This window comes from Phycicoccus endophyticus (genome assembly GCF_011326735.1).
GTDB lineage: Bacteria > Actinomycetota > Actinomycetes > Actinomycetales > Dermatophilaceae > Phycicoccus > Phycicoccus endophyticus.
The window spans coordinates 1-23,757 of sequence record NZ_JAANCN010000006.1; the positions used below are offsets into that span (position 1 = coordinate 1).

Genomic DNA, 23,757 nt, shown 5'->3' on the forward strand with positions numbered 1-23,757 from the left:
GGGGCCGCCGCAGCCCGGCGGCGAGCCACCTCCCGCGCGCGGCGGCGGCGGGCGAGCCGGGCAGCACGCTCGGCGCGCACGCCGGCCCGGACCCACGCGAAGGAGGCGAGGAGCGCGACGGCCGGAATGACCGGCGCCCAGGGCTGCAGCACCGAGAACGCCGCGAGGAGGCCGACGACGACGAGGCCGACCAGCGAGACGAGCAGCGCCGCCCCACGCACCCTGCGCAACGCCGCCGGAGTGGGACGGCGCACCGGGCGCACCGAGGGCGGACGTCCCGGAGCGGGCGGACGGCTCACCGACGCGGCGGCCGTGCGCTGGACGCGGGCCGGAGTCTCGTCGTCGAGCACCGCACGCTTGACGACGACCTCAGGGCGCGCGGCGCGGGCGGGGTGCACGGCCCAGGACCGCGGCGCCGGGTCCGACAGGTCGGTGCGCGGGACTGGGGGACGTCGTTCGAGAACGCGCATGGCGGCGCTGAACTGCTCCACGGACCGGGCGGTCGCCAGGTGGTCGCGCCGGCGCACCCAGTACTGGACGAAGTAGGCAGCCCAGACCCCGAGGAGGACGAGGAAGATCAGGCTCGACGGGGACTGCACGCTCCGACGGTAGGCGCGCTCAGCCGCCCGGACCGGCACCCGCCTCGGTGTGTCGCGCAAGTGACTCGTGTGACGGCTGTTCCTCGCCCGTCCGACGGACGAGACGCTCCAGCACCGTCTCGCCCTCGAGGTCCTCGGTGGTCAGCGCGAACGACAGGTGGTCCCGCCAGGCACCGTCGATGTGGAGGTACCGGGGGCGCAGCCCCTCGGCGCGGAAGCCGAGCTTGCGCACGACCGCGAGGCTGGAGGTGTTCTCCGGGCGGATGTTCACCTCCATCCGGTGCAGCCCGACGCGCCCGAAGAGATGGTCGGCCACGAGAGCCACCGCGGTGGGCACCACCATCCGCCCGGCGAGCGAGCGGCTCACCCAGTACCCGACCGTGCAGGAGCGGAACGACCCGAGAACGACCGTCCCCACGTTCACCTGCCCGACGAGCCGCCCCCGGACCTCGACCGCCAGCGGCAGCCCCCTCCCGGACGCCCCGTCGGCCTCGTACTGCGCCAGGAGGTCGCCGAACGTGCGCGGACGCGCCTGCGGCAGAGGCGAGGTGGCGTCCCACGGCTCGAGCCAGGCAGCGTTCGCCCGGCGCACCGACTGGAACACCGGCTCGTCGGCGAGCTCGAGCGGCCGCAGGACGATGTCGACCCCGGCCGGTGTCCGGCCGCTCAGCCGCAACGGCCACACCCAGCTCTCCTCGCGCGCGGCGTCCGCCCCGGCGGCCCCGGCCCGCAGCCGACGCCACATCAGTGGTCGCCCCCGTGGACCTGGTCGAGCGCGTGGCCGAGGACCTCGGCGAGGACGGCGAGCGCGTCGCGGACCCCTCCGCTCGACCCGGGCAGGTTGACCACGAGGGTCCGCCCGGCCACCCCGGCCAGCCCGCGGGAGAGGACCGCCGTCGGGACACCCTGGGCGACTCCACGGGCCCGCAGCGCCTCGGCCAGCCCCGGCACCTCGCGCTCGAGCAGCGGGCGGGTGGCCTCGGGCGTGCCGTCGGTGGGGGTGAGCCCGGTGCCCCCGGTCGTCAGGAGGAGGTCAGGGCCCTCGGCGAGCGCCGCGGCGAGCGCCTCCCCCACCGCGGGTCCGTCGGCGACGACGACCGGGTCGGCCACCTCGGCGCCCCACTCGCGCAGCGTCTCGGCGAGGAGCGCGCCACCTCGGTCGGGGTAGACGCCCGCCGCGGCCCGCGTCGAGCAGGTGACGACGGCGGCCCGGCGGCCGCGCAGGTCCACCGTGGCGCTCACCCGTCCTCCCGCCAGTCGCCCGAGCGACCGCCGGACTTGGCCGTGACCCGGATGTCGGTGACCCGGGCGTGCCGGTCGACCGCCTTGACCATGTCGACGAGGCCGAGGGCGGCGACGGCCACGGCGGTCAGCGCCTCCATCTCGATGCCGGTGCGGTCGGCGGTGAGCACCTCGGCGCGCAGCTCGACGCCGTCGTCGACCACGGCGAGGTCCATCTCGACCCCGTGCACCGCGACGGGGTGGGCGAGCGGCACGAGCTCTGGGGTGCGCTTGACCGCCTGGATGCCCGCGATCCGGGCCACCGCGAGGGCGTCCCCCTTGGGCACGGTGCCGTCGCGCAGCGCGGCGACCGCCGCCGGGGAGAGCAGGACCCGGCCGCGGGCCTCGGCGCGCCGGGCCGTCACCGCCTTGGCCGACACGTCGACCATGTGGGCCGTGCCGTCGGCACGCACGTGCGTCAGCCCGCTCGCGGGCCCGGGTCGCTCAGCCACAGCCCCGATGATGCCCCAGGAGCGGCAGGCAGCGGAGGCTCATGCCCGCCTCGACCGACTCCACGTCCGCAGGGACCATCGCGAGCGCGGTCGCCTCGGCCAGGGCGCCGAGCACGTGCGAGCCCTGCCCGCCGGAGGGGCGGACCCGGTCGCCGTCCTCGACCACCCGGGTCATCTCCGCCCGCCCGGGGGCCGTGGGCCACGCGGCGCCGGCGACCGCGGTGAACGACCCGTCGGCCTCGGGGTCTCGTCCGGCCAGGCGGCGCAGCGCCGGCAGGACGAACACGTGGAAGGACACGTAGGAGCTGACCGGGTTGCCCGGCAGGGTGAGGACCGGGACCCCGGACGCGGCGAGGGTGCCGCACCCCTGCGGCATCCCCGGGCGCATCGCGACCTTGACGAACTCGACGCCACCGTCGGCGGCGAGCACCTCCTTGACGGTGTCGTACACGCCCATCGACACCCCGCCGCTCGTGATGACGAGGTCCGGGTCGCCGTCCGGCGCGGCGAGGAAGGCTCGTACGGCGTCGGCGTCGTCGGGCAGGTGCACGCCTGCGGCGACCTCGGCGCCGGCGGCCTCGACGAGCGCGCACAGCATGAGGTGGTTGGAGTCGACGATCTGCCCGTGCTCGAGGGCGTGGCCGACGGGCACGAGCTCGTCGCCGGTCGAGACGACGGTGACCCGCGGGCGTCGGCGCACACTCACCTGCGCGACGTTCGCCGCGGCCGCGAGGGCCACGTGCCCCGGGCCCAGCGCCACCCCCTCCCGCAGCACGGTCCGGCCGCGCTGCACGTCCTCGCCACGGCGGCGGACGTGCCGGCCCACCTCGGGGCACAGCCGCAGCGCGACGCGCGCCTGCCCGCCGTCGGTCAGCTCGACGGGGACGACGGCGTCACAGCCCTCGGGCAGCGGGGCGCCTGTCATGATCCGCAGCGCGCGGCCCGGGCCCAGGACGTGCCGGCGGGTGTCCCCCGCGGGGATGTCGCCGTCGACGGGCAGGCGGACCGGCGCCTCGTCGCTCGCGCCCGCGCAGTCGGCCGCGCGCACGGCGTAGCCGTCCATCGCGGAGTTGTCGAACCCCGGCAGGTCCACGGCGGCCACGACGTCCTCGGCGAGGACCAGCCCCCGGGCCGCACCGACCCCGACCCTCACCGGCGCGAGCGGCGCGACGAGCGCGAGCACCGCCGCGCGGTGCTGCGCGACGCTCCTCATCCGCCGGCGCCCTCGAGGCGGGCCCCGTCGGGGACGGTGCGCGCCTCGCCCGTCAGGTGCACGTCGCCGACACACACGACATCGGCGCCGAAGGTGACGTCGGCCTCGACCCGCAGGCTCGAACACTCGCGCAGCGAGGGCACGCCGTGCGGGAAGCGGGCCTCGAAGCCGTCGAGCAGCGTGTACGCCGACCCGAGCTGGACGAGCGGGTCGGGCCGGTCGGTGCTCGCCTCGACGGTGCCGTCCTCGGCGACCCGGTAGAGGTCGCTGCGCAGCAGGAGCAGCTCGTTGGTCGTCTTCACCGGGCGGAACCGCTCCCGGCCGACGGCCAGCGCCCGCGCCCCGTCGAAGACCTCGACGGCCGAGCCCATCGCCGTCTCCAGCTGGATGACCGGCGTCGAGCCCGGATCGGTGGGGTCGACGGTCTTGCGGTTGACGATGACCGGCAGGCCGAGCACGCCGTCCCGCGCGTCCAGCGTCGCGGAGAGCACCTCGAGATCGACCCAGAGGTTGTTCGTGTGGAACCAGCGGTGCCGCTCGAGGTCCTGGAAGTAGTGCTCCTCGCCCGGCACGACGGCGGCGGTGTCGCGCAGCACGAGCCGCCCGTCGGCGTGCCGGACGACGAGCTGGCCGCCCTTGCGGTCGTTGACCGTCCGGGCGCTCATCTCGGCGACGTAGGGGATGCCCTCGGCGGCCATCCACGCCGGGATGGCGCCCTCGCAGGTGGCTCCGAGGTTGTCGGCGTTGGAGAGGAACAGGTAGCGGTAGCCGCGCTCGCGCAGCTGCGCGAGCAGCCCCGAGGTGCGCAGCGCGACGAAGACGTCGCCGTGCCCCGGGGGGCACCACTCGAGCTCGGGGTCCCGCGGGTGCTCGACCGGGAAGAGGTCGTCGGCACGCAGCTTGGGCTCCTTGCTCTGGAGGAAGTCCAGCGGCAGGCCGTCGACCTCGAGACCGGCGTGCCGGCGGAGGATCTCGAGCGAGGCCTCCCGGGTCCGGAAGGAGTTCATGACCAGCAGCGGCACCTCGACCTCGTGACGGTGGCGCAGCGCGAGAACCTGCTCGGCGATGACGTCGAGGAAGGTGCGCCCCTCGCGCACCTCGAGGGCCGACTTCGGGCCGGAGACCCCCATGCTCGTCCCGAGGCCGCCGTTGAGCTTGACGACCACCGTGCCGGCGAGCGCCTCGCGGACCGCGTCCTCGCCCGGGCGGACGTCCTCGAGCGAGGGCGGGTCGGGGAGCGGGTCGACGCTGCCCTCGGGGATGGTCCCCGTGACGTCCGCGGCGAGCTGCTCGTGGTAGTGCGCGAACACCCGCACCGCGAGCTCGTCGACCCCCGCCTCCCGCATCCGACCGGTCGCCGCCTGCAGCGCCTCGCTCACCATGGGCGCCACCCTACGATGCCCGCATGGCGACTCCTCCCAAGGCCGCGCGGCGGCAGGCGCTGCGCGCGCGCCGGCAGGCCCTCGTCGCGGCCCGGGACGAGGCGGCCGACGCCGCCGCGCTGGCGTCGGGCGCGCTCGCCCTCGCCGCCGACCACGGCCTGGGCGCCGGGGCGGTTCTGCTCTCCTACGAGTCGCTCCCGGGCGAGCCGCCCACCGGGCCGCTCAACGCGGCGCTCGTCGCCGCCGGAGCCCGGGTCCTCGTGCCGGTGACCCTGCCCGACCTCGACCTGGAGTGGACCGACCTCTCCGACCCGGCACGGGCGCTCCTCGGGCGGGGCGCGGTCGCGCTCGCCGACCTCGTCCTCGCGCCCGGGCTGGCGGTGGACCCGACGGGCACCCGGATGGGCCAGGGTGGCGGCTGCTACGACCGCGCGCTGCCGCGTCGCCGCCCCGGCGTTCCCGTCGTCGTCCTGCTCCACCCCGGCGAGCTGCTGGCCGCGGACGAGGAGCCGCTCCCGCGGGCCTCGCACGACGTGCCCGTCGACGCCGTGCTCACCGCCGACGGGCCGACCGACCTCGGCGGCCGCGGCCGGTAGCGCCGGGCCGGCGGACCCCGGGCACGCTCCCCTACGAGGCCGGCTCGGCGTCCGGGCGCAGGGTCATGACGTCCGGGTCGGTCGCGTCGACAGCGCGCGCGGTGAACGGCCAGGCGCGCTGCCGGCCGGCGACCCAGTCGTCGACCTGGTCGGCGTAGTGGTCGTCGGTCACGTGCCCGCTGACCCCGCTCTGGTCGACCCAGGTCGAGCCGTCGAGGTCGTCGAGGTCGACGACCATCCGCATTGAGGGCGCCCAGCTCACGTCGTACCCCTGTGAGGCGTCCCAGCCGTTGGCGTTGACGATGGCCGACCCGCCGGGCATCTCGTAGGTACCGGCGTCGAACAGCCACCGCACGATGCCCGGCGTCGAGTCGCCGCCGAGCACCTGGTGGCGCAGCGTCAGCCGGTGCAGCTTGCCCCAGTCCCACTGCTGCGGGTCCTTGCCGATCTCCTTGGTCAGCTCGAGCCGGGCCTGCACGAGCGCCTGACGCAGGATCTCGTCCCGCCCCTCGGTGACGTTCGGCGTCAGCTTGTTGTCCCACCAGTCGTTCTCGGGGTCGGTGAGCAGCCGCTGCACCGCGGCCCGCCAGCGCTCACCACCGTCGGCCTTCATGTCGACCGGCAGCTCGTCGTCGAAGAGCAGGTCGCACAGGTTGCTCCACACGGTGTTGTAGTAGGCCGCCGCCGCGGAGGCGTCGGAGTCCGAGGCCGGTGTGCTCCCGTCCCACCCGCGCAGCAGGTTGCGCGCCTCCTCGGTGAAGTCGAGCAGGTCCTGCTGGTCGGACTCCCCCTCGGGCGCCTCGAGCGGCACCGCGAGCAGCGCGGGCACGAGGGTGCGCGCGAAGAGGTCGCGGTCGTCGGTCTGGATCCGGGCCATGTCCGCGGCGGTGGCGTCCTCCAGCCCGTCGAGGCGCTGGCCGATGCGGGTCGAGCGCCACCCGGCGTCCCACTCGCTCGTGAGGAAGGGGGTGAGGCTGTCGGTGACCTCCTGGTTCGCGGCGACGATGACCCCGTCCTTGGGGTCGAGGGTCCACGGGAGGTCCTCGAAGGGGACGTAGCCGGTCCAGTCGTAGGAGGAGTCCCACCCCGGTGCGGGCCAGTAGCCCGGCGGGCTCTTGGCGAACGCGGAGCGGCGGACGGGCACCTGCCCGGGGGCCTGGTAGCCGATGTGGCCCTCGCGGTCGGCGTACACGAGGTTCTGGGCCGGGACGGCGAACGAGCTGGCCGCCTGCCGGAACTCCTCGAACGTGCTCGCCGTGTCGATCTGGAGGATGGCGTCGGCCGTCCGGCCGGGCTGGAGGCCGGTCCAGGCCAGGGAGACCGCGTAGTCCTGCGCCGTCCCGCCGTCGCCGCTGGTCGGTGCGCGGGCGCCGCCCTCACGGACCGACTGCAGGACGTCGGACATGATCGGGCCGTGCGTCGTCGAGCGGACGGTGATGCGCTGGTCGGCCTTGCCGGCCACCTTGATCGTCTCGGTGCGCGACTGCACCGGCTTCCACGACCCGTCGCGCAGGTAGGTGTCGCCGACGACGCGTTCGAGGTAGTAGTCGGACACGTCCGGCCCGAGGTTGGTGAAGCCCCAGGCGATGTCCGCGTTGTGGCCGATGATGACGCCCGGCACCCCCGCGAAGGAGAACCCCGAGACGTCGAGCGGGCAGTCGGCGTCGACGGTGCGGCAGTGCAGGCTGTTCTGGATCCACACCCCCGGCTGCTCCACGCCCAGGTGGGGGTCGTTGGCCAGGAGCGGCTTCCCGCTCGCGGTGTGCTCGCCCGAGACGACCCACGAGTTCGAGCCCACGCCCTCGCCGCGACCGACGAGCTGGGGTACCGCCTCGAGGGCGTCCTCGACGGCCGCGTACGCAGCGCGGGCGCCGGCGCTCGTCACGGCACCCGTGCCGGCGGCGGCGTCGTCGGCGCCGCTCCCCGCGGTGAGGGCCTCCGGCACCGCCGAGGAGGCCGAGGAGGTCGAGGAGGTCGAGGCGCCCGGGTAGTCGTCCCCGGGCTGCCACTCGTCGGCCGAGAGGATCGGCGGGTGGGCGTCCTCGTCGTAGGAGGGGTAGATCGCCTCGATCTGCGCGCGCGTCAGGCGACCGGTCAGCCGGGCGCGTGCGAGCTCGTCGGTCTCGTCGCCGCGCAGGTCCCACGCCATGGCCTTGAGCCAGGTCAGGGAGTCCAGCGGCGTCCACTCCTCGATCTCGCCGAGCGGGAGCTGGAGGCCGAGGACCGTGTACTCCGCCGACACCTCGCCCGGGCTGCGGCCGCGCAGGTAGCGGTTGACTCCGTCGGCGTAGGCCTGGAGGACCTGACGGGTCTCCGGCTCCAGCTGCGGCAGCTCGGCCTCGGCGACCCGCCGCCAGCCCATCGTCCGGATGACCTTGTCGGTCTCGAGGCCGGCCGACCCGACAAGCTCCGAGAGGCGTCCGGCGGTGATGTGCCGCCGCAGGTCCATCTGGAAGAAGCGCTCCTGGGCGTGGACGTACCCCTGCGCCCGGGCGATGTCGGTGACCGAGTCGCCGTAGATGTGCGGCACGCCACTGTCGTCGCGCTTGACGGTCACGCTCGCGGAGAGCCCCGGCAGCGTCGCCTCGCCGGTGTGCCGCGGCAGCGAGTCGCGGACGGCGGTCACGACGACCACACCCGCGACGACGGCGGCCACGAGGACCACCGCGAGGACCCCCACGACGACACGGCGGGCGAGGACGAGGCGGCTCACCCTGCGAGACTAGGACACCTCACCCGAGCAGACGAGGACGGTCCCGGTGACACACGCATGGGCGGTGCCGGCGGCGGACGGCGCCGCGACGGCGGGGTTCACCCTGGACGACCTGTCCTCCGTGCTGCTCGTCGGTGCCCTCGTCCTCGTCGTCGCCGTCGTCGCGGTCCGGCTCTCGCTGCGCTCCGGTCTGCCCACCCTGCTCATCTACCTGGCCATCGGGCTGGCGCTCGGCGAGAGCGGGATCGGCATCCACTACGACTCCGAGGAGCTCACCCAGGTCCTCGGGTACGCGGCACTGGTCCTCATCCTCATCGAGGGTGGGATCTCGACGCAGTGGTCGGGCATCCGGCGGGCGGTCGCGCCGGCGGCGGCCCTCTCGACCGTCGGGGTCGGGGTGAGCGTCCTCGTCGTGGCCGTCGTCGCGCGGGCCGCCCTCGGCTGGTCGTGGGAGGTCTCGCTGCTCATCGGGGCGGTGCTCGCCTCGACCGACGCCGCCGCGGTGTTCTCCGTCCTGCGGCGGGTGCCCCTGCCACGGCGGGTCTCGGGGATGCTCGAGGCCGAGTCGGGGTTCAACGACGCGCCCGTCGTCCTCCTCGTCACCGCGCTGTCGGCGCAGCTCGCCCCCGGTGGCGAGCCGGACCCGTGGTGGCGGCTGCTCCTCGTCGCCCTCGTCCAGCTCGTGGGGGGCGCGCTCGTCGGGCTCGCCGTGGGGTGGCTCGGGGCGCGGCTGCTCCAGGTGGTCGCGACCGCCTCCTCGGCGCTGTTCGCCATCGGGGTCCTCGCGGTGGCCGTCCTCGCCTACGCCGCCGCCGCCTCGCTGCAGACCTCGGGGTTCCTCGCCTGCTACCTCGCCGCCCTCGTCCTGGGAAACCTTCACCTGCCGCACCGGCCGGCCGTCCTCGGGTTCGCGACGGCCATCGGCTGGCTGGCCCAGATCGGCCTGTTCGTCCTCCTCGGCCTGCTCGCCACGCCGTCGGGCTTCGCCGACCAGCTGCTTCCGGCGCTCGTCATCGGCGCGGCGGTGCTCGTCCTCGCCCGGCCCCTGTCGGTCCTGGTCTCCTGCACGCCCTTCCGTATCCCGTGGCGCACACAGGTCTTCCTGTCGTGGGCCGGGCTGCGCGGCGCCGTCCCGGTCGTCCTGGCGACGGTCCCCGTCACGGCGGGTACTCCGGGGGTCGACTGGATGTTCGACCTCGTGTTCGTGCTCGTCGTCGTCTTCACGCTGATCCAGGCACCGGTGCTGCCGTGGGTCGCCCACCGTCTCGGGGTCGACGCCCCGCACCACCGGGTCGACCTCGCGGTCGAGACGACGCCCCTGGCCGACCTCGGGGCCGAGCTGCTCGAGATCGACATCGGCCCCCGCTCGAGGATCGCCGGGGTGCGGGTCTTCGAGCTGCGGCTGCCGCCGGGGACCAACGTCAGCCTCGTCGTGCGCGAGGGGGCCTCGTTCGTGCCCCGGGAGTCCGACGTCCTCCGACACGGCGACCAGCTGCTGCTCGTCGTGCCGAGCGACGTGCGGGCCGCCGTCGAGCGGCGCCTGTACCAGGTGAGCAGGGGCGGCCGGCTCGCCGACTGGTCCGACGGCTGAGGCACCCCGCCCCTGACCCCGCCAGGGTCGGCTCGGGGTCGGGTCAGGACCAACCCTCATGGTGCGGGTCCCCGGCCGGGCAGCAGAGTGCTCGTCATGATCACCGTGGAGCACCTCACGAAGCGCTACGGCGCGTTCACCGCCCTCGACGACGTCTCCTTCGAGTCCCGCCCCGGCCGGGTCACCGGCTTCCTCGGCCCGAACGGCGCGGGCAAGACGACGGCCATGCGTGTGGTCACCGGGCTCACCCCGGCGAGCGCGGGCACCGCGACCGTCCTCGGTCGTCCGTACGCGACCCTGCCCAACCCGGGCCGGCACGTCGGCGTCCTCCTCGACGCCTCCGCCCAGCACGCCGGCCGGACCGGCCGCGAGGTGCTGACGCTCGCGGCGATCCTCACCGGGGTCGACCGGCGCCGGGTCGACGCCATGCTCGAGCTCGTCGGGCTCACCGAGAAGGAGGCCGCCCGGCGGGTGCGCAACTACTCCCTCGGGATGCGCCAGCGGCTCGGCATCGCCCAGGCCCTCCTGCCCGACCCGGAGGTGCTCGTCCTCGACGAGCCGGCCAACGGGCTGGACCCGGCCGGCATCCGGTGGATGCGCGACCTGCTCGCCGGGTTCGCCGCGCGCGGCGGCACGGTCCTGCTCAGCTCGCACCTGCTCAACGAGATCGAGCGGGTCGCCGACGACATCATCGTCATCGGCAACGGACGGGTCGTGGCCCAGGGCACGACGACCGAGCTGCTCGCCGGCGCCGGCACCCGCGTGGCCTCGGTCGACGACTCCGCGCTGGCAGCGGCCCTGGAGGCCGACGGCGTGACGGTGGCACCCCTGGCCACCGGTGGCCTGCGCGCCGACACCGACCCGGACACCGTCGGGCGCCTCGCCCTGCGGGCCGGCGTCGCGCTGCGCGAGCTGCGCGGCGGCGACGAGCGCGGTCTCGAGGAGATGTTCCTCGAGCTCACCGCGAGCTCGGCCCGCGAGGGGGTGGCCGCGTGAGCGCGGCGACCGGGTCGGCCCCGGTCACCGCCCCGGCGCCGCCCGCACCGGCCACCGCCGGTGACCGGGAACGGCCGGTGCGCACCATCCCGATGCCCCGCCTCGTGCACGTCGAGCTGCGCAAGATGCTCGACACCCGGGCCGGTCGGTGGCTGCTCGTCGCGATCGGTGTGCTCGTCGTCGGTGCCCTGGCCATCCTCCTCGTGCAGGACGGCGGCGAGCACCCGCTCGGTGACTACCTCCAGGCCACGACCCTCCCGACGGCCCTCCTGCTGCCGGTCGTCGGGATCCTGGCCGTGACCTCGGAGTGGTCCCAGCGGACGGCCCTGGTGACGTTCACCCTCGAGCCCCGGCGTGCCCGCGTGGCCTGGGCGAAGGTCGCGGCCTCGCTGCTCGTCGGCGTGGGTGCCGTCGCCGTGTCGTTCGCCCTCGCCGTCGCCGCGCACGGCAGCGCGATCGCCCTGCGCGGGGCCACCGGCGACTGGAACCTGGCGGGCACCGTCTGGCTGGGGGCCGCCGGCTACGTCCTGCTCGGCCTGCTCCAGGGGCTCGGCTTCGGGATGCTGCTGCGCAACACCCCCGCTGCCGTCGTCCTCTACTACGCGCTCCCGACCGGGTGGTCGATCCTCGGCTCGTTGTGGGCCCGGGCCGCCTCGGTCGGCGAGTGGCTCGACCTCAACCGGACGATGGAGCCGCTGTTCTCGGGCTCGCTGAGCGCCGAGCAGTGGGCCCGGCTCGGCACCTCGGTGGGGCTGTGGGTGGTCCTACCGCTCGCGGTCGGGATGTGGTGGATCACCCGGGCGGAGGTGAAGTAGCGCCGCGCCGTGCCGACGGCCCACGGCGACGGGCCGCCGGCACGGCGCGGGCGCCTCAGCGGTAGGCCCCGGCGTCGATGTCCTCGAGGAGGGTCGGGCCGGTCGGGGTCCAGCCGAGCAGGTCGCGGGTGGTCTCGCTCGTCGCCGCGAGGTCCATCGCGAAGAAGGCGCCGATCCAGCCGAAGTGCTCCACGACACCCTCGGGCTCGACCGGCGCCACGGGCAGCCCCTCGGCGCGGCCGATGGCCTCGGCGATCTCGCGGGTGGGCACGCCCGTCTCGGCCACGGCGTGCAGCCGCGCCCCGGCAGGGGCCGCGGTGAGGGCCATGCGGGCCAGGCGGGCGGCGTCCGAGCGGTGCACGGCGGCCCAGCGGTGGGTCCCGTCGCCGGGGTACCCCGAGACCCCCCGGGCCCGGGCCGCGGCGGTGAGGGCCGCGACGAACCCGTGGTCGTGCATCCCGTGCACCGACGGGGCGAAGCGCAGCGAGACGGTGTGCACACCACGGTCGACGAGCTCCAGGGCGAGGTTCTCGCTCCCCCCGCGCGGGCTGTCCGGGCCGTGGAAGGGCGAGAGGTCGCTCTCGGTCGCGGGGCGGCCGTCGGCGAGCGCGGCCACGCCGGCGGCCAGGAGGAAGGGCCGGCCCGAGCCGGCGAGCGCCTCGCCGAGGGCCTCGACTGCTCCCCGCTCGGCGGCGTTGGACGCCGCCATGTCGGCGAAGTCGTGCTTGTTCGCGAGGTGGATGACCGCGTCGCTCTCCGCGGCGCCGTCGCGCAGGCCGGCGAGGTCGTCGAGGTCGCCACGGCGCACCGTGGCCCCCTTGGCCTCCAGCGTGGCGGCGGCGGCGTCCGAGCGGGCCAGGCCGGTGACGGCATGCCCGGCGGCGAGCAGCTCGTCGACGACGGCACTGCCGATCCAGCCGGTGGCTCCGGTGACGAAGACGTGCATGGGTTCTCCTCGGTGCTTGATGTCGGTGACTGACATCAACCGTACACCCGAATGTCAGCAACTGTCATCACTACACTTCCCCGCATGGGACGCTGGGAGCCGGCCGCCGCGGAGCGCCTGCAGCATGCCGCCCTCGAGCTCTTCGCACGCCAGGGCTACGAGCGCACCACCGCCGCGGAGATCGCCCAGTCGGTCGGGCTGAGCGAGCGCACGTTCTTCCGGCACTTCGCCGACAAGCGCGAGGTGCTCTTCCGCGGTCAGGACGAGTTCGAGGCCGCCTTCCTCGAGGGCCTGGCGGCCGTGCCCGCCGACGCGCCGGCCATGGCCGCCGTCGCTGCCGCCGTCCGCGCCGGTGCGGCCTGGTTCGTCGACGAGCGGCGTGACCACTCCCGGCTGCGACAGGTGGTGATCGATGCCAACCCGCCCCTGCTGGAGCGCGAACGACACAAGATGGCCGGTCTCGCGACGAGCCTCGCGAGCGCGCTGCGAGAGCGGGGGGTCACCGAGCCCGCTGCCACCCTGGCCGCCGAGTCCGGCGCCACCGTGTTCGGCATCGCCTTCGGCCTGTGGATCGGTGAGGGCGAGCAGCGCTCGCTGCGGGAGATCGCCGACAGCGTCCTCGCCGAGCTCGCGGCGGTCACCGGCACCCCCTGACCGCCGGCAGCGGCACGCGCCCGCCGGCGCTGCCCCGGAGCGGGGCGCCGGCGGGCGCGTGGTCGGCGGCCGCTCAGAACCCGGCGGTGATCCGGGTGAACTCCCAGTCGGCCTGGGCGATGCCCGAGCAGGACGACACGACTCCGCCTCCGGCGCAGCCGCGGTCGCGGTTGACCGACCAGAAGGTCAGCCGGGCCAGGCCCCTGGCGGAGGCCCAGTCCCGGATGCGCTGCCAGGTCTGCGGCGTCGTGAGCTCCTGCTGGTCGGAGAGCCCGTTCATGCCGGAGATCCCCATGTGCGAGTACGCCTCGGCCTCGCTCCAGCGGTAGACCGACCGCAGCTGCACGTTCAGCCCCTCGGTGGCCCCGACGGTGGCCGCGTACATGTCGCCGCCACCGAAGTCGAACGGCATCTGGGTGAAGACGTCGATCGGCGCCCCGAGGGCCTCGGCCTGCGCGATGAGCCGCTTGCCGTAGTACGTCGGCCCGGACGGCGAGGTGCCGAAGGTGACGATCGTCGTGATCCGCGGGTTGCGCTGCTCGACGATCTTCAGCGCGCCGACGATCCGGTCCGCGACGGCCTCGTTCTCGAACTCGTCGGAGTTCTCGATGTCGATGTCGATCGCGGTGAGGCCGAAGGCGTCGATGACCTTCTGGTAGGCGCCCGCGAGGGAGGCCGCGTCCGGGCAGCTCGGGCCGAGCTTGGTGCCCGACCACCCACCGAAGGAGGGGATGACCGTGCCGCCGGCGGCCTGGATCTCCCTGATGTACCGCTCGTGGACCCCACCGGTGATGCCGCTCTCGCCGTCCCACACGGGGTTGCACCCGTTGGCGAGGACGAAGGCGATGGTGAACGCGCCGACGCCGGTCTGCTGCATCACCACCGAGGGGCTCGGCGGGTCACCCCACCCCGGGTAGAGGTAGGGCGCAGCGGCGGCCCGGCCCAGGTCGGTCGGTGGGGGGTCGCCCGGGTCCCCGGGGTCGCCGGGGTCACCTGCGCCGCAGGCGCCCTCGTCGGCCCACACATCCCACTGGCCGCTGCGCTGGGCGGGGTTCTCGCCCTGGGTCCACCACTTGGCCCGGTAGTTGTGCCCCGCGTACGAGGCGTGGTCGCCGCCGACGTACACCGCACTGGAGGACCAGGCAGCGGCGCAGGCGGTGGCGGCCGCGGCCGGGCCGCCGGGTAGCGCGCTGAAGGCCAGCGCGAGCAGTGCGCCCACGACGGCGGCGGCGAGCGCGCGAGGTCGGCGCCGCCGGGTGCGGTAGGGGCTGGTCGTCGTCATCGCTGTACTCCTCATCCCTGGTGCCACTTCTGGTTGGCGGTACCGGCGCAGGTCCAGATCTGCAGGGCGGCACCCCGCCCGTCGACCCAGTCGGTGATGTCGAGGCACTTGTCCGCCTGGGGGTTGACGAGGTCTCCGGCCCCGGAGAGGACCCACTGCTGCGCGGCGTTGCCGCTGCAGCGGGCGATCTGGACCGGGGTGCCGTCCGCGGTGCCGCCCCCGGCGACGTCGAGGCACATCCCGTTGGCGGACTCGAGCCGCCCGCCCACGGCGGTCCACCGCTGGGCCTCGGTGCCGTTGCACGTCCACATCTGGACGCGCTGGCCGTCCTCGAAGCGGCTGTTCGGCACGTCGAGGCAGAGCCCGTTCCAGTCGCTGACGACCGCCGTGGCGTTCGTCGGCGGGGTCCCGCCGCCCGACCCGCCACCGGTCGCGCCGGTGAACGGCGACAGGGTGATGCCGGCCGCTCGCGGGTCGCCGTCGTGGACGAGGGACTCGAAGCCGCCGACGTCGTCGTAGGCGAAGGCATACGCCCGCCCGTCGGCCATCGCCTCGTGGATGACGCGCGCGTAGTGGTCGGGCGCGGAGCCGCGGTAGAACTGCGAGGCGTCGGTGCTCGGCTGGGTGTCGAGCGAGCCGAGCGTCCCGCGGGTCAGGGCGGCGCACAGGGTGCGCGAGATCGGGCCGACGACGTCGTCGTTGGGCGAGGGCAGGTCGCCGTCGCATCCCCACACGCTGGCGTTGCTCGGCTTGTGGAACGAGGCGATCTGGGCGCCCGACCCGTCGGTGAAGGTCATCGTCGAGCCCGAGGTGTGCCCGTAGTACCGGACCTGCGGGCGGTCCGCGAAGGGCTGCACGGTGAGCGTCCGGGTGGTGTAGGCGTTCCACGCCTGGTCGATGTAGCCGTCGAGGTAGTGCGGGTCGAGCAGACCGGCACCGAGCGCCTTGCCCGGCGCGAGGACCCGCAGGACCGTGCCGTCGGCACGCCGCACGATGCTGTCGGCGAAGGCCGGCTCGGCGGCGATGGCATCGATGACCCGGCGGCGGCCGTCGTCGACGACCAGGCCGGTGCTCGAGGTCCGACCGTCGGCGCCGGTCACCGACACCTCGTGCGGGACGGCGAACATGTCGACCTGGCTGCTGTTGAGCCACAGACCCGAGTCGTCGTAGGTGAGCTCGCTCCAGTCGAAGAGGATGTCGTGGTTGGGGTCCCCCGCCGCCCACGGGGCGGGCTGGACGAGCCCGTCCGGGGTGAGGAAGAAGCGCAGCGGGTCGCCGAGCGAGAAGTACACCCGGCCCGAGAACCCCCGGGGGAGCTGGAGGGTGCTCGCACCCCCGGTGCCCGCACCGTCCACGGAGACGTCCGGTGCCGGAGAGGGCGGGTTCGACCCGGCCGGCCAGGCGTGGAAGGTGCCACCGGCGTCGACGTACCCTAGCCGGCCGCTGGCCAGGTCCACGCCGATGACGTAGAGGTGCAGGGCCTCACCGCGGCCGGTCGCGTTGGTCACGGTGAGGGGCAGCCGGTCGGGACCGAGGGCGGCAGCGGGGGACGCCGCCGCCAGGACGAGACCGGCGGTGAGGGTGGACAGGACGGTGAGCAGCGCGCTCACCCATCGGCGGGACATCGGGGCTCCTTCGTTCGAGGGAGGGTGGCCGGGGTGGGGTCGAGGTACCCGCCGGGCCCGCGTCGCGGCCCGGCGGGGGCCGTCAGCTGGTCAGACCGCGGATGAGCTCGCCGTCGGCGGTGTCGCCGGACAGCTCCCAGAAGAAGGTTCCGCCGAGCCCGTGCGCGCGAGCCCAGGCGGCCTTGCCCGCGAGGGTGGACGGGGTGTCGTAGCTCCACCACTCCTCGCCGCAGTGGGCGTATGCGGTCCCGGCGACGGTGCCGGTCACCGGGCAGGTGGCCTCGAGCACCTGGTAGTCGTCGATGCCCGCCTCGTACGTGCCGGGGGCGGCCCCCGAGGCGCTGCCCCCGGGCGCGTCCTGGGTGACCCCGCTCCAGCCGCGGCCGTAGAACGGCACGCCGAGGAGCAGCTTGGCTGCCGGCACGCCCTTCCCGGTGAGCCGTCCGAGCGCGGTCTCGGCGTCGAACCCCGCGACCGGCTGGCCGGCGAAGGAGGTGAGCGGGGCGTGCGGGGCGGTGGGTCCGTCGGGGTCGAAGGCGCCGAAGTAGTCGTAGCTCATGACCATGTACCAGTCGACCGACGCCGCCGCGGCGTCGTAGCCGCCGGCGTCGATCTTCCCTCCGGGGGTGCCGTCGGCGGTGATCGCCGAGGTGACGAGCTCTCCGCCGAAGCGCTGCCGTAGGGCCGACATCAGCGCCGGGTAGGCGCCGGCGCCGCTCGCGTCGCAGGTGTTGCCGCAGGCGTTGGGGTACTCCCAGTCGATGTCGATGCCGTCGAAGACACCGTCCCAGCGCGGGTCGTGCACCAGGGCGTAGCAGCTGTCGGCGAACGTGGTGGGGCTCTGCGCGGCCTGGCCGAAGCCGCTGCTCCACGTCCATCCCCCGAAGGACCAGAGCACCTTCAGGTGGGGGTACTTCGCCTTGAGCTTCTTCAGCTGGTTGAAGCTGCCGCGCAGCGCGCCGGCGTCCCACGTGTCGGCCTGGCCGTCGACGCTGTCGGCGGCGGCGTAGTACTTGTCGTAGTCGGCGTAGGAGTCGCCGACGGTGCAGCGGCCGTTCTGGACGTTGCCGAACGCGTAGACGATGTGCGTCAGCCGCGCGGCCGAGCCCGAGGTGTCGATGTCCTTGACGTGGTAGTCGCGCCCGTAGACGCCCCACTCGGCGAAGTAGCCGACGACCTTCTCGCCCCCGGTGCCCGGCGGCGTGCTCGTCGGGGTGGGCGTGGGCGTCGGGCTCGTCGCCGTCGGGGTGGGCGTCGGTGTCGAGCCGCCGCCCGAGCACGCGCCGTCGTCCACCCAGACGTCCCACTGGCCGCTGTGCGTCGCGGGGTCCTCGTTCTGGGTCCACCACTTGGCGGTGTAGGCGTGCCCCCCGGCCGCGACCCGGTCTCCCTGGGTGTACACGGCCGCGGCCGACCACGTCGCCGCCGGGCAGCCGACCGCGGCCCGGGCCGGCACCGCGGCCAGGGGCGGGACGAGCAGCCCGAGGCCCCCGAGGACGAGGACGGCGAGCAGCCCGAGGACGCGGGCCCTCGGGCGGCGGGGCGACGTGGCGGAGGGGGTCATCGGGGCCTCGTTCCTCGGTGAATTAGTTAGGATGGTTAACTAAACGACCATCGTCAGTCTTGCCGCGCCCCGAGACCCCTGGCAAGGCATGGACGGCGATCCTTACCGACATTTGAGGCACCCATGACGCCCCACTGACCCCCGGTTGACCCACCCCCGCTCGAGGGGCCTCGGGGCGCCGGGGGGTGCCCCGAGGCCCGCGCCCGGTCCGGTGGGGCGCGGGGCTCCCGTATCCTGGGGGCGACGCGCCGCCGCGAGACCCGCCACTGCCGTGCCGGGAACGGCGGCGCCCGAGCTGTCCGAGGAGGACCACCGTGCCGACGTACGCCTATGCGTGCACCGCGTGCGACCACCGCTTCGAGGTCGTGCAGTCCTTCAGCGACGACGCCCTGACCGAGTGCCCGGAGTGCGGCGGCCGCCTGCGCAAGGTCTTCAACGCCGTGGGCATCGTCTTCAAGGGGGGCGGCTTCTACCGCACCGACTCCCGGTCCGCCTCCTCGGGGTCCACCGCCGGCGGGTCCTCGACGGGCTCGGCCGGGTCCTCGGCCGAGCGCTCCTCCGGCTCCGGCTCGTCGGGGTCGGGCTCGTCGGAGGGCTCCGGCTCGACGCCGGCGGCGTCCTCCACAGGGGGCACCTCCGGTGGCGCGTCGTCCACAGGCGCCGCCTGACCCGACCACGCCCGCGCGCCGCGGCCTAGCGTCGCGGGATGGCGCCCCTCCCCCGCCCGGTCCCCGGGCTGACCGGTCCCGGCCGCCGCGCGCGCTGGCGGCGGGTCGTCGCGCGGAGGCTGCTCGCCGCGGCCTGCCTCGGCGGGGCCGTCCTCGCCGGCCTGCACACGCTGCGCCCGCCCGAGCCACCGATGGTCGAGGTCGTCGTGGCGGCACGAGCGGTGCCCGCGGGGTCGGTGCTCACCGCGGGCGACCTCGCCGTGCGTTCCGTGCCCTCCACCGCGCGGCAGCCCGCGGCCCTGGCACGCCCACGCCCGGCACTCGGGCGGCGGCTGGCCGCCGCGCTCGCCCCCGGTGAGGCCCTCACCCGGGCCCGCCTCGTCCCGCGCACCCCGGCCGAGGGGCTCCCGGCGGGGCACGTGGCGCTGCACGTGACGCTCGCCGACCCGGCGGCGGCCGAGGTGCTGGCACCCGGGCAGCCGGTCGCGGTCTACCCGGCCACGGGGGGTGCCGCGCTCGCTCGCGACGGCGTCGTCCTCGCGGTGGACCCACCGGCGGACGAGGTCGCCCTCGCGCTCACCGGCGGCGGGTCCGCAGCCCGCGGGGTGGTCCTCGAGCTCCCCGACGGGTCGGCCGAGCGGGTGCTCGCCGGCCACGGCGGGCTCGACGGCTCGGTCTCGGTCTCGGTCACCGCCCGAGGCGGCTGAGCCGGGAACCTTCGGCACGCCATGCCCCACCGACCCTGCCTGCGTCGCGGACACACGCGGTTGCCAATACGGTGTCCCTCGTCACCCACCTACGGAAGGAACTGCCATGAAGGGGTTCAAGGACTTCGTCATGCGGGGCAACCTCATCGAGCTTGCCGTCGCGTTCGTCATCGGCGCCGCGTTCGCCACCGTCGTCGAGGCGTTCACCACCATGTTCATGGACGTCCTGGGAAAGCTCGGCGGCACGCCCGACTTCTCGAACTGGGCGCCCGGCGGCGTCCACGTCGGCGTGTTCATCACCGCCCTCATCTCCTTCCTCATCATCGCCTTCGTCGTGTACTTCTTCGTCGTCAAGCCGTACACGGCGGCCTACGAGCGCTTCTTCCCCAAGGAGCCGGAGGCCGAGACGGTCGACCCGAACACCGAGCTGCTCAAGGAGATCCGCGACGAGCTGCGCGCGGGCCGCGGAGTCTGACCCCACCGCAGCACGACCAGCCGCACGGGGCGGCGACCCGACCGGGTCGCCGCCCCGTGCGACGTCCAGGGGTCGGCAGCGGGGCTAGCCCCAGTGCGGCGGCCGCTGCTCACGCAGCCACCGGTCACGCGCGGGCTCGGCGGGGTCGGGCTCCTCGCGCGGTGCGGCGAGGTCGGGCGCGTCGTCGGTACGGGGGTTGGTCGCGGGGCGCACCGCGCGCCGCGGGCGGCGCCGCCGACGGGCGGGCTCCTCGGCCCGGTCAGCCACCGGGCGCCTGACGGACACCGACGGCGTCCAGCACCCGGGAGACGACCCGGGCGGGGTCACGGAAGACCTCCGTGGACCAGACCCGCAGGTGCCGCCAGCCGCGTCGCTCGAGCTCGAGCACGCGCACGAGGTCGCGGTCGCGGCCGGAGGGCACGGCGGCGTAGGCCGGCCCGTCGCCCTCGACCGCCAGCAGCAGGCGTCCGGGCTCGGTCGGGTCCTCGACGGCGAGCTCGACGGGCACCGGCGAGCTCCCGAGCCGCTCGTGGACCACGAGCCCGTGCTCGCGCAGCCGACGGGCCAGCTCCCCGAGGACGACCGAGCCGGCCTCGGGGTCGGTGGTCGGCCCCGCGGACCCCAGCCCCTCGACGTACTCGAGCAGCGAGCGCAGCATCCTCGCCCCCGGGGTCCGCAGCCGGTCCGGGTCGAGCTCCTCGGCGAGGATCGTCGAGACGACCGTGAGCGAACGGCGGGCCCGGGTCAGGGCGACCCCGAGGCGCCGGTGACCGGTGTCGGTCCCGATCGGGCCGAAGCGGTGCAGGACGCGGCCGTGCGGGGTCTTCCCGAAGCCGACGGTGAGCACGACGTCGTCCCAGCTCTCGCCCTGGACGTGGTCGGCGTCGCGCACGGCGAACGCCTCGGCACGGTCCTCGGCGAAGAAGGCGAGGGTGCGCGGGTCGAGCGAGTCCAGGCTGCGTCGCAGCGCCGCCTCGACGAGCCGCCGATGGCCCTCACCGAGCGCGATGACGACGAGCGAGCGGTCGGGGCGGGTGCGGGCGTGCTCGAGGACGAGCTCGACGACGCGCGCGACCTCCGCGGAGGTGGACTCGACCGCGGCCTCGCCCTGCGCGACCACGCCGTGCCCCTCGACGAGCTCGTGCCGCACGACCGGGGCGGTCGAGGTGCCCGGGAAGGTGACGAGGTCCCCGTCGTAGAGGGCGGTGTCGACGAACTCGACGAGCCGCTCGTCGAGCGCGCCGTACTGCCAGCTCAGGCGGCGCTCGGGCAGCACGCCCTCGAGGAGGTCGAGCACCGACACGGCGTCGGTCTCGTCCGGGACGTCGACGCCGGCGGAGACGACGAAGGGCACCGGGGGCAGCGCCCGGGTGTCGCCGACGACGACGACCTGGCGGGCGCGCGAGACGGCGGCGACCGCCTCGGCGGGCGCGACGAGGGAGGCCTCGTCGAGGACGACGACGTCGAGGACCTCCCCCGGCGGGAGGACCGAGGGCACGGCGAGCGGGCTGAGCAGCCAACAGGGCCGCACGGCGGTGGCCAGCGGGCCCACCTCGGCGAGCAGCTCGGGCAGCGGGCCGGGCCGGGGCGAGCGGGTCGCCTCGGTGCGCAGCCGCGCCTCGGCCTGCGGGCGGCCCCGGCGCACGGCGGCCACCCGCTCGGCAACGGCGGCGAGCACGCGGGGTACCTGGCCCTCGAGGGCATCCCGGTCGGAGGCGACGAGCGTCGCGACCGCATCGCTCAGCGCCGCGGGGTCGAACCCGGTGAGGTAGCGGTCGTGGGCCGCGACCTCGTCGGCGATCGAGCACGACCAGACCCAGGCCAGCTCGGTGGCCACCCGGTCGGCGGGTACCCGGCGGGCGCGCAGGTCCTCGACGAGCGGGCTGAGGCCGAAACGGTCCAGCCGGTCGAGTGCGAGCCTGATCTCGGGGGCCGGCTCGAGCCGCCGAGCGGCGTCGTGCAGTGCGGCCGCCCGCGCGGCCAGCTCGAGGAGGTCCAGCTCGACGAGGTCGAGGTCGTCCTCGTCGTGGGGGAGGCGGTCGTCGACCCAGGAGACGTCGTCGACGAGGTCGTCGTGCGCGACCCGGGCGCGGTCGAGCTCGACGGGGATCTCCGGCCGACCGCCGGAGCCGGCGAGCTCACGCCAGGCGAAGCGCTGCATCTGCGCCTCGCGCAGCGCGGTGTGCAGGTCGGCGGGCGGGCGACCCGGCCGGAGCAGACTGCGCGCCTGCCGCCGGATCCGCCACCGCTCCACCGCCCCGAGGTCGCTGGTGCCCGCGCGCCGCTCGGCCCGGGAGGCGGTCGCGTCGACGAGGTCCTCGAGCGGGATGTCGAAGACCTCCGGGCGGAAGACCTCGAGGGTGTCCCGGACCTGCCCGACGGTCGCCAGCACGCGGTCCCAGTCCAGGACCGTGGGCGCAGCCGGCAGCTGGATGCCGCGGAAGACGTCCGCGAGGGTGCGGCGGGTCCCGTCGACGAGGCCGCCCGCCAACCGCTCGGTGCGCTCCCGGGCCTCGGCGGCCTCCTCGGCGGTCCGCAGCTGGGCGCCGAACCAGGGGTCGTCGACGCCGTCGCCGTCCCACGCCGCCAGCTCGGCCAGGCGCGTCAACGTCGAGGTGGCCTCGGTGAGCGTCTCCGGGTCGAGCCGGGCGAGCACCGCGCCCTCGAGACGCACCCGCGAGCGCGGTGGCGTCTGCGCCCTGGCGTGCCGGCTGACCTCCTCCTGGACCTCGTGGAGGGTCACCCCCCACGGCTCGCGGCGCCCGTGGAGCGCCCGCAGGTGGGTGTCGAGCAGCCCGGCGGCCCGGGCCCGGTCGTGGCGGTCGTCCGGGGTGGGGTCGAGCGCGTGGTCCTGCCCCTTGTCCTTGCCCCTGACCTTGTCCTTGTCCTTGCCCCGGGAGCGGGACGAGCCCTTCGGGGCAGCCGCCGGCGGCGGGAGGCGGTCGAGGGCGGCGACGAGCTCGCGGACTGCCTGCCGCCGACCGTGGCCGCCGTCCGGCAGGTCGAGGACGAGGTCGCCGAGGCCGGCGCCGGCGAGCCGCTCGCGCACGGCCTCGAGCGCGGCCCGCTTCGGGGAGACGACGAGGACGCTGCGCCCGTCACCGGCGAGCGCGGCGGCGAGGTTGGCCACGGTCTGCGAGGCGCCGGTCCCCGGTGGCGCGTGGAGGAACAGGTGCGACCCGCCGCGGACGGCCTCGACGGCTTCGCGCTGGCTGGCGTCGGCGTCGAGGACGAGGAAGTCCTCGACGGGGCGGCCGTCGCGCTCGTCGGTGTCGGGGCCGACGGTCACCGGGGAGAGGGCGTCGCCGAAGCCGGCCAGCGCCGCGACGACGTCGTGCCCGGCCAGGGCGTCGCCCTGCCGGGCGAGGTCGGCCACGAGGGGGGCCTTGTGGTACGGGAAGGTGCTGAGCACGACCCGCGGGTCGACGTAGAGGTCGCGCACGGCGTGGCAGGCCTCGGCGAGGGCGGCGTAGACCGGGTAGGGGTCGAAGGCCGAGGCGGTCGTGGCCAGACGCTCGAGCCGGTCGGTGTCCAGTGCGATGGCGTGCTCGGCAGCGAGGTAGTCGACGAGGGCGGGGTTGACCTCGACCTCGGCCCCCGGCTCGAGCAGCCAGTCCGACCGCCGCGCGTCGACCGGGCGGGTCGTGCACGCCCGCAGCAGCACCGGGGCGCCCGGCTTGCGCGGGAGAACGCGCCCGTCCTCCCGCACGAGCGTCCAGGACGCCATCCCGATCCCGAGGAAGCAGGTGCGCACACCGTGCTCGCGCTCGATCTCGGTCGCCGTGTCGTGGACGCGGGCGATGCGCGCCCGCGCCTCCTCGAGGGCCGTGCTCTCGCGGACGAGGTCGGACAGGCGCACGGGCTGCCCGGCGAGCAGGCTGCTGCGGGCACCCAGGTGCGCCGTGGACAGGTCGAGGGTGCCCGCCGGCAGGTCGCGGTACCACAGCAGGGTGTTGGGGCCGCCGAGCTCGACGAGGTGGCGGGTCCACTCGCGGCGGGCCTCGGCCACCCGCTCGGCGCGGACCGTGGCGAGGTCGGGGGCGAGGCTGAGATGCCCCGGTCGCTGCGGGTCCTCGGGCACGGCGGAGCCGGCACCGGACCTCCCGCGGGGCCGGGCGTCGCGCGCGGGGCCGCTCGCACTCACCGCAGCAGGCTAACAACGCGAGGCCGCCGCGTCGGGGAGGCGAGGACGCGGGTC

Annotated in this window: 21 protein-coding genes; 8 read left to right on the forward strand and 13 right to left on the reverse strand. The window is 75.3% G+C overall.

Translation table 11 applies throughout. From position 1 onward, the window contains the following. The 6 genes from G8D98_RS08105 to G8D98_RS08130 form a co-directional block, all read right to left on the reverse strand. Positions 1-599, reverse strand: a 599-nt coding sequence (locus G8D98_RS08105; RefSeq protein WP_205859732.1) for a hypothetical protein, incomplete at its 3' end; no start/stop codon positions are given. A 19-nt stretch (positions 600-618) separates the two neighbouring features. After that, a complete protein-coding gene (locus G8D98_RS08110; RefSeq protein ID WP_166101518.1) occupies positions 619-1,344 on the reverse strand; it encodes a GNAT family N-acetyltransferase in 726 nt (241 codons plus the stop codon). Then, entirely contained in the window at positions 1,344-1,841 is a 498-nt protein-coding gene (locus G8D98_RS08115; protein WP_166101521.1) for a MogA/MoaB family molybdenum cofactor biosynthesis protein, read from the reverse strand. Before G8D98_RS08115 ends, G8D98_RS08110 begins: the two co-directional genes overlap by 1 nt. Continuing rightward, positions 1,838-2,332 (reverse strand): cyclic pyranopterin monophosphate synthase MoaC, encoded by a 495-nt coding sequence (gene moaC, locus G8D98_RS08120; protein WP_268238615.1) that lies wholly within the window; start codon positions 2,330-2,332, stop codon positions 1,838-1,840. The genes G8D98_RS08115 and moaC overlap by 4 nt, the downstream gene beginning before the upstream one ends. Continuing rightward, a complete protein-coding gene (locus tag G8D98_RS08125) occupies positions 2,325-3,545 on the reverse strand; it encodes a molybdopterin molybdotransferase MoeA (protein WP_166101523.1) in 1,221 nt (406 codons plus the stop codon). Before G8D98_RS08125 ends, moaC begins: the two co-directional genes overlap by 8 nt. Then, positions 3,542-4,927, reverse strand: a complete 1,386-nt coding sequence (locus G8D98_RS08130) for a UTP--glucose-1-phosphate uridylyltransferase (RefSeq protein WP_166101526.1) — start codon at positions 4,925-4,927, stop codon at positions 3,542-3,544. The genes G8D98_RS08125 and G8D98_RS08130 overlap by 4 nt, the downstream gene beginning before the upstream one ends. A gap of 23 nt (positions 4,928-4,950) precedes the next feature. On the opposite strand from G8D98_RS08130, the gene G8D98_RS08135 reads away from it, so the two are divergent. Continuing rightward, a complete protein-coding gene (locus tag G8D98_RS08135; protein WP_166101529.1) occupies positions 4,951-5,523 on the forward strand; it encodes a 5-formyltetrahydrofolate cyclo-ligase in 573 nt (190 codons plus the stop codon). 31 nt (positions 5,524-5,554) lie between these two features. On the opposite strand, the gene G8D98_RS08140 is transcribed toward G8D98_RS08135, so the two are convergent. Next, positions 5,555-8,236: a penicillin acylase family protein gene (locus tag G8D98_RS08140; protein ID WP_166101530.1), complete on the reverse strand. Its 2,682-nt coding sequence runs from the start codon at positions 8,234-8,236 to the stop codon at positions 5,555-5,557. A 46-nt stretch (positions 8,237-8,282) separates the two neighbouring features. On the opposite strand from G8D98_RS08140, the gene G8D98_RS08145 reads away from it, so the two are divergent. The 3 genes from G8D98_RS08145 to G8D98_RS08155 all read left to right on the forward strand — a co-directional run bounded on the left by G8D98_RS08145 (position 8,283) and on the right by G8D98_RS08155 (position 11,638). Continuing rightward, positions 8,283-9,827: a potassium/proton antiporter gene (locus G8D98_RS08145; RefSeq protein ID WP_229661846.1), complete on the forward strand. Its 1,545-nt coding sequence runs from the start codon at positions 8,283-8,285 to the stop codon at positions 9,825-9,827. Positions 9,828-9,923: 96 nt separating this feature from the next. Then, complete coding sequence (locus tag G8D98_RS08150) at positions 9,924-10,823, forward strand: ABC transporter ATP-binding protein (protein WP_187566720.1); 900 nt, start codon at positions 9,924-9,926, stop codon at positions 10,821-10,823. Continuing rightward, positions 10,820-11,638 (forward strand): ABC transporter permease, encoded by an 819-nt coding sequence (locus tag G8D98_RS08155; RefSeq protein WP_166101536.1) that lies wholly within the window; start codon positions 10,820-10,822, stop codon positions 11,636-11,638. Before G8D98_RS08150 ends, G8D98_RS08155 begins: the two co-directional genes overlap by 4 nt. A 55-nt stretch (positions 11,639-11,693) precedes the next feature. Here the strand turns inward: G8D98_RS08155 and G8D98_RS08160 are convergent, their stop codons facing one another. Beyond that, positions 11,694-12,584 (reverse strand): SDR family oxidoreductase, encoded by an 891-nt coding sequence (locus G8D98_RS08160; protein WP_166101538.1) that lies wholly within the window; start codon positions 12,582-12,584, stop codon positions 11,694-11,696. Positions 12,585-12,668: 84 nt separating this feature from the next. On the opposite strand from G8D98_RS08160, the gene G8D98_RS08165 reads away from it, so the two are divergent. Continuing rightward, on the forward strand, positions 12,669-13,238 hold the full coding sequence (locus G8D98_RS08165) for a TetR/AcrR family transcriptional regulator (RefSeq protein ID WP_166101540.1): 570 nt from the start codon (positions 12,669-12,671) through the stop codon (positions 13,236-13,238). Between the two features lie 73 nt (positions 13,239-13,311). Here G8D98_RS08165 and G8D98_RS08170 read toward each other — a convergent pair whose 3' ends face one another. From G8D98_RS08170 to G8D98_RS08180, 3 genes are all read right to left on the reverse strand, one after another. Then, complete coding sequence (locus G8D98_RS08170) at positions 13,312-14,520, reverse strand: carbohydrate-binding protein (RefSeq protein WP_205859733.1); 1,209 nt, start codon at positions 14,518-14,520, stop codon at positions 13,312-13,314. Between the two features lie 11 nt (positions 14,521-14,531). Next, positions 14,532-16,145 carry a beta-1,3-glucanase family protein gene (locus G8D98_RS08175; RefSeq protein ID WP_166101543.1) on the reverse strand — a complete coding sequence of 538 codons (1,614 nt, stop codon included), beginning with the start codon at positions 16,143-16,145 and terminating at the stop codon, positions 14,532-14,534. A gap of 82 nt (positions 16,146-16,227) precedes the next feature. Further along, on the reverse strand, positions 16,228-17,709 hold the full coding sequence (locus tag G8D98_RS08180) for a glycosyl hydrolase family 18 protein (protein ID WP_166101545.1): 1,482 nt from the start codon (positions 17,707-17,709) through the stop codon (positions 16,228-16,230). Between the two features lie 314 nt (positions 17,710-18,023). Between G8D98_RS08180 and G8D98_RS08185 the strand changes: the two genes are divergently transcribed. From G8D98_RS08185 to mscL, 3 genes are all read left to right on the forward strand, one after another. Further along, complete coding sequence (locus G8D98_RS08185) at positions 18,024-18,377, forward strand: FmdB family zinc ribbon protein (RefSeq protein WP_166101548.1); 354 nt, start codon at positions 18,024-18,026, stop codon at positions 18,375-18,377. A gap of 38 nt (positions 18,378-18,415) precedes the next feature. Next, positions 18,416-19,084, forward strand: coding sequence for an SAF domain-containing protein (locus G8D98_RS08190; protein WP_166101551.1), 669 nt, complete (start codon positions 18,416-18,418; stop codon positions 19,082-19,084). Positions 19,085-19,190: 106 nt separating this feature from the next. Further along, positions 19,191-19,559 (forward strand): large conductance mechanosensitive channel protein MscL, encoded by a 369-nt coding sequence (gene mscL / locus G8D98_RS08195; RefSeq protein WP_166101554.1) that lies wholly within the window; start codon positions 19,191-19,193, stop codon positions 19,557-19,559. An 84-nt stretch (positions 19,560-19,643) separates the two neighbouring features. Here mscL and G8D98_RS08200 read toward each other — a convergent pair whose 3' ends face one another. After that, positions 19,644-19,826: a hypothetical protein gene (locus G8D98_RS08200; protein ID WP_166101557.1), complete on the reverse strand. Its 183-nt coding sequence runs from the start codon at positions 19,824-19,826 to the stop codon at positions 19,644-19,646. Next, the gene (locus tag G8D98_RS08205) at positions 19,819-23,703 is read right to left on the reverse strand and encodes a DNA helicase (RefSeq protein WP_166101559.1); all 3,885 of its coding nucleotides are present in this window, start codon (positions 23,701-23,703) and stop codon (positions 19,819-19,821) included. Before G8D98_RS08205 ends, G8D98_RS08200 begins: the two co-directional genes overlap by 8 nt. Positions 23,704-23,757: the final 54 nt, after the last annotated feature.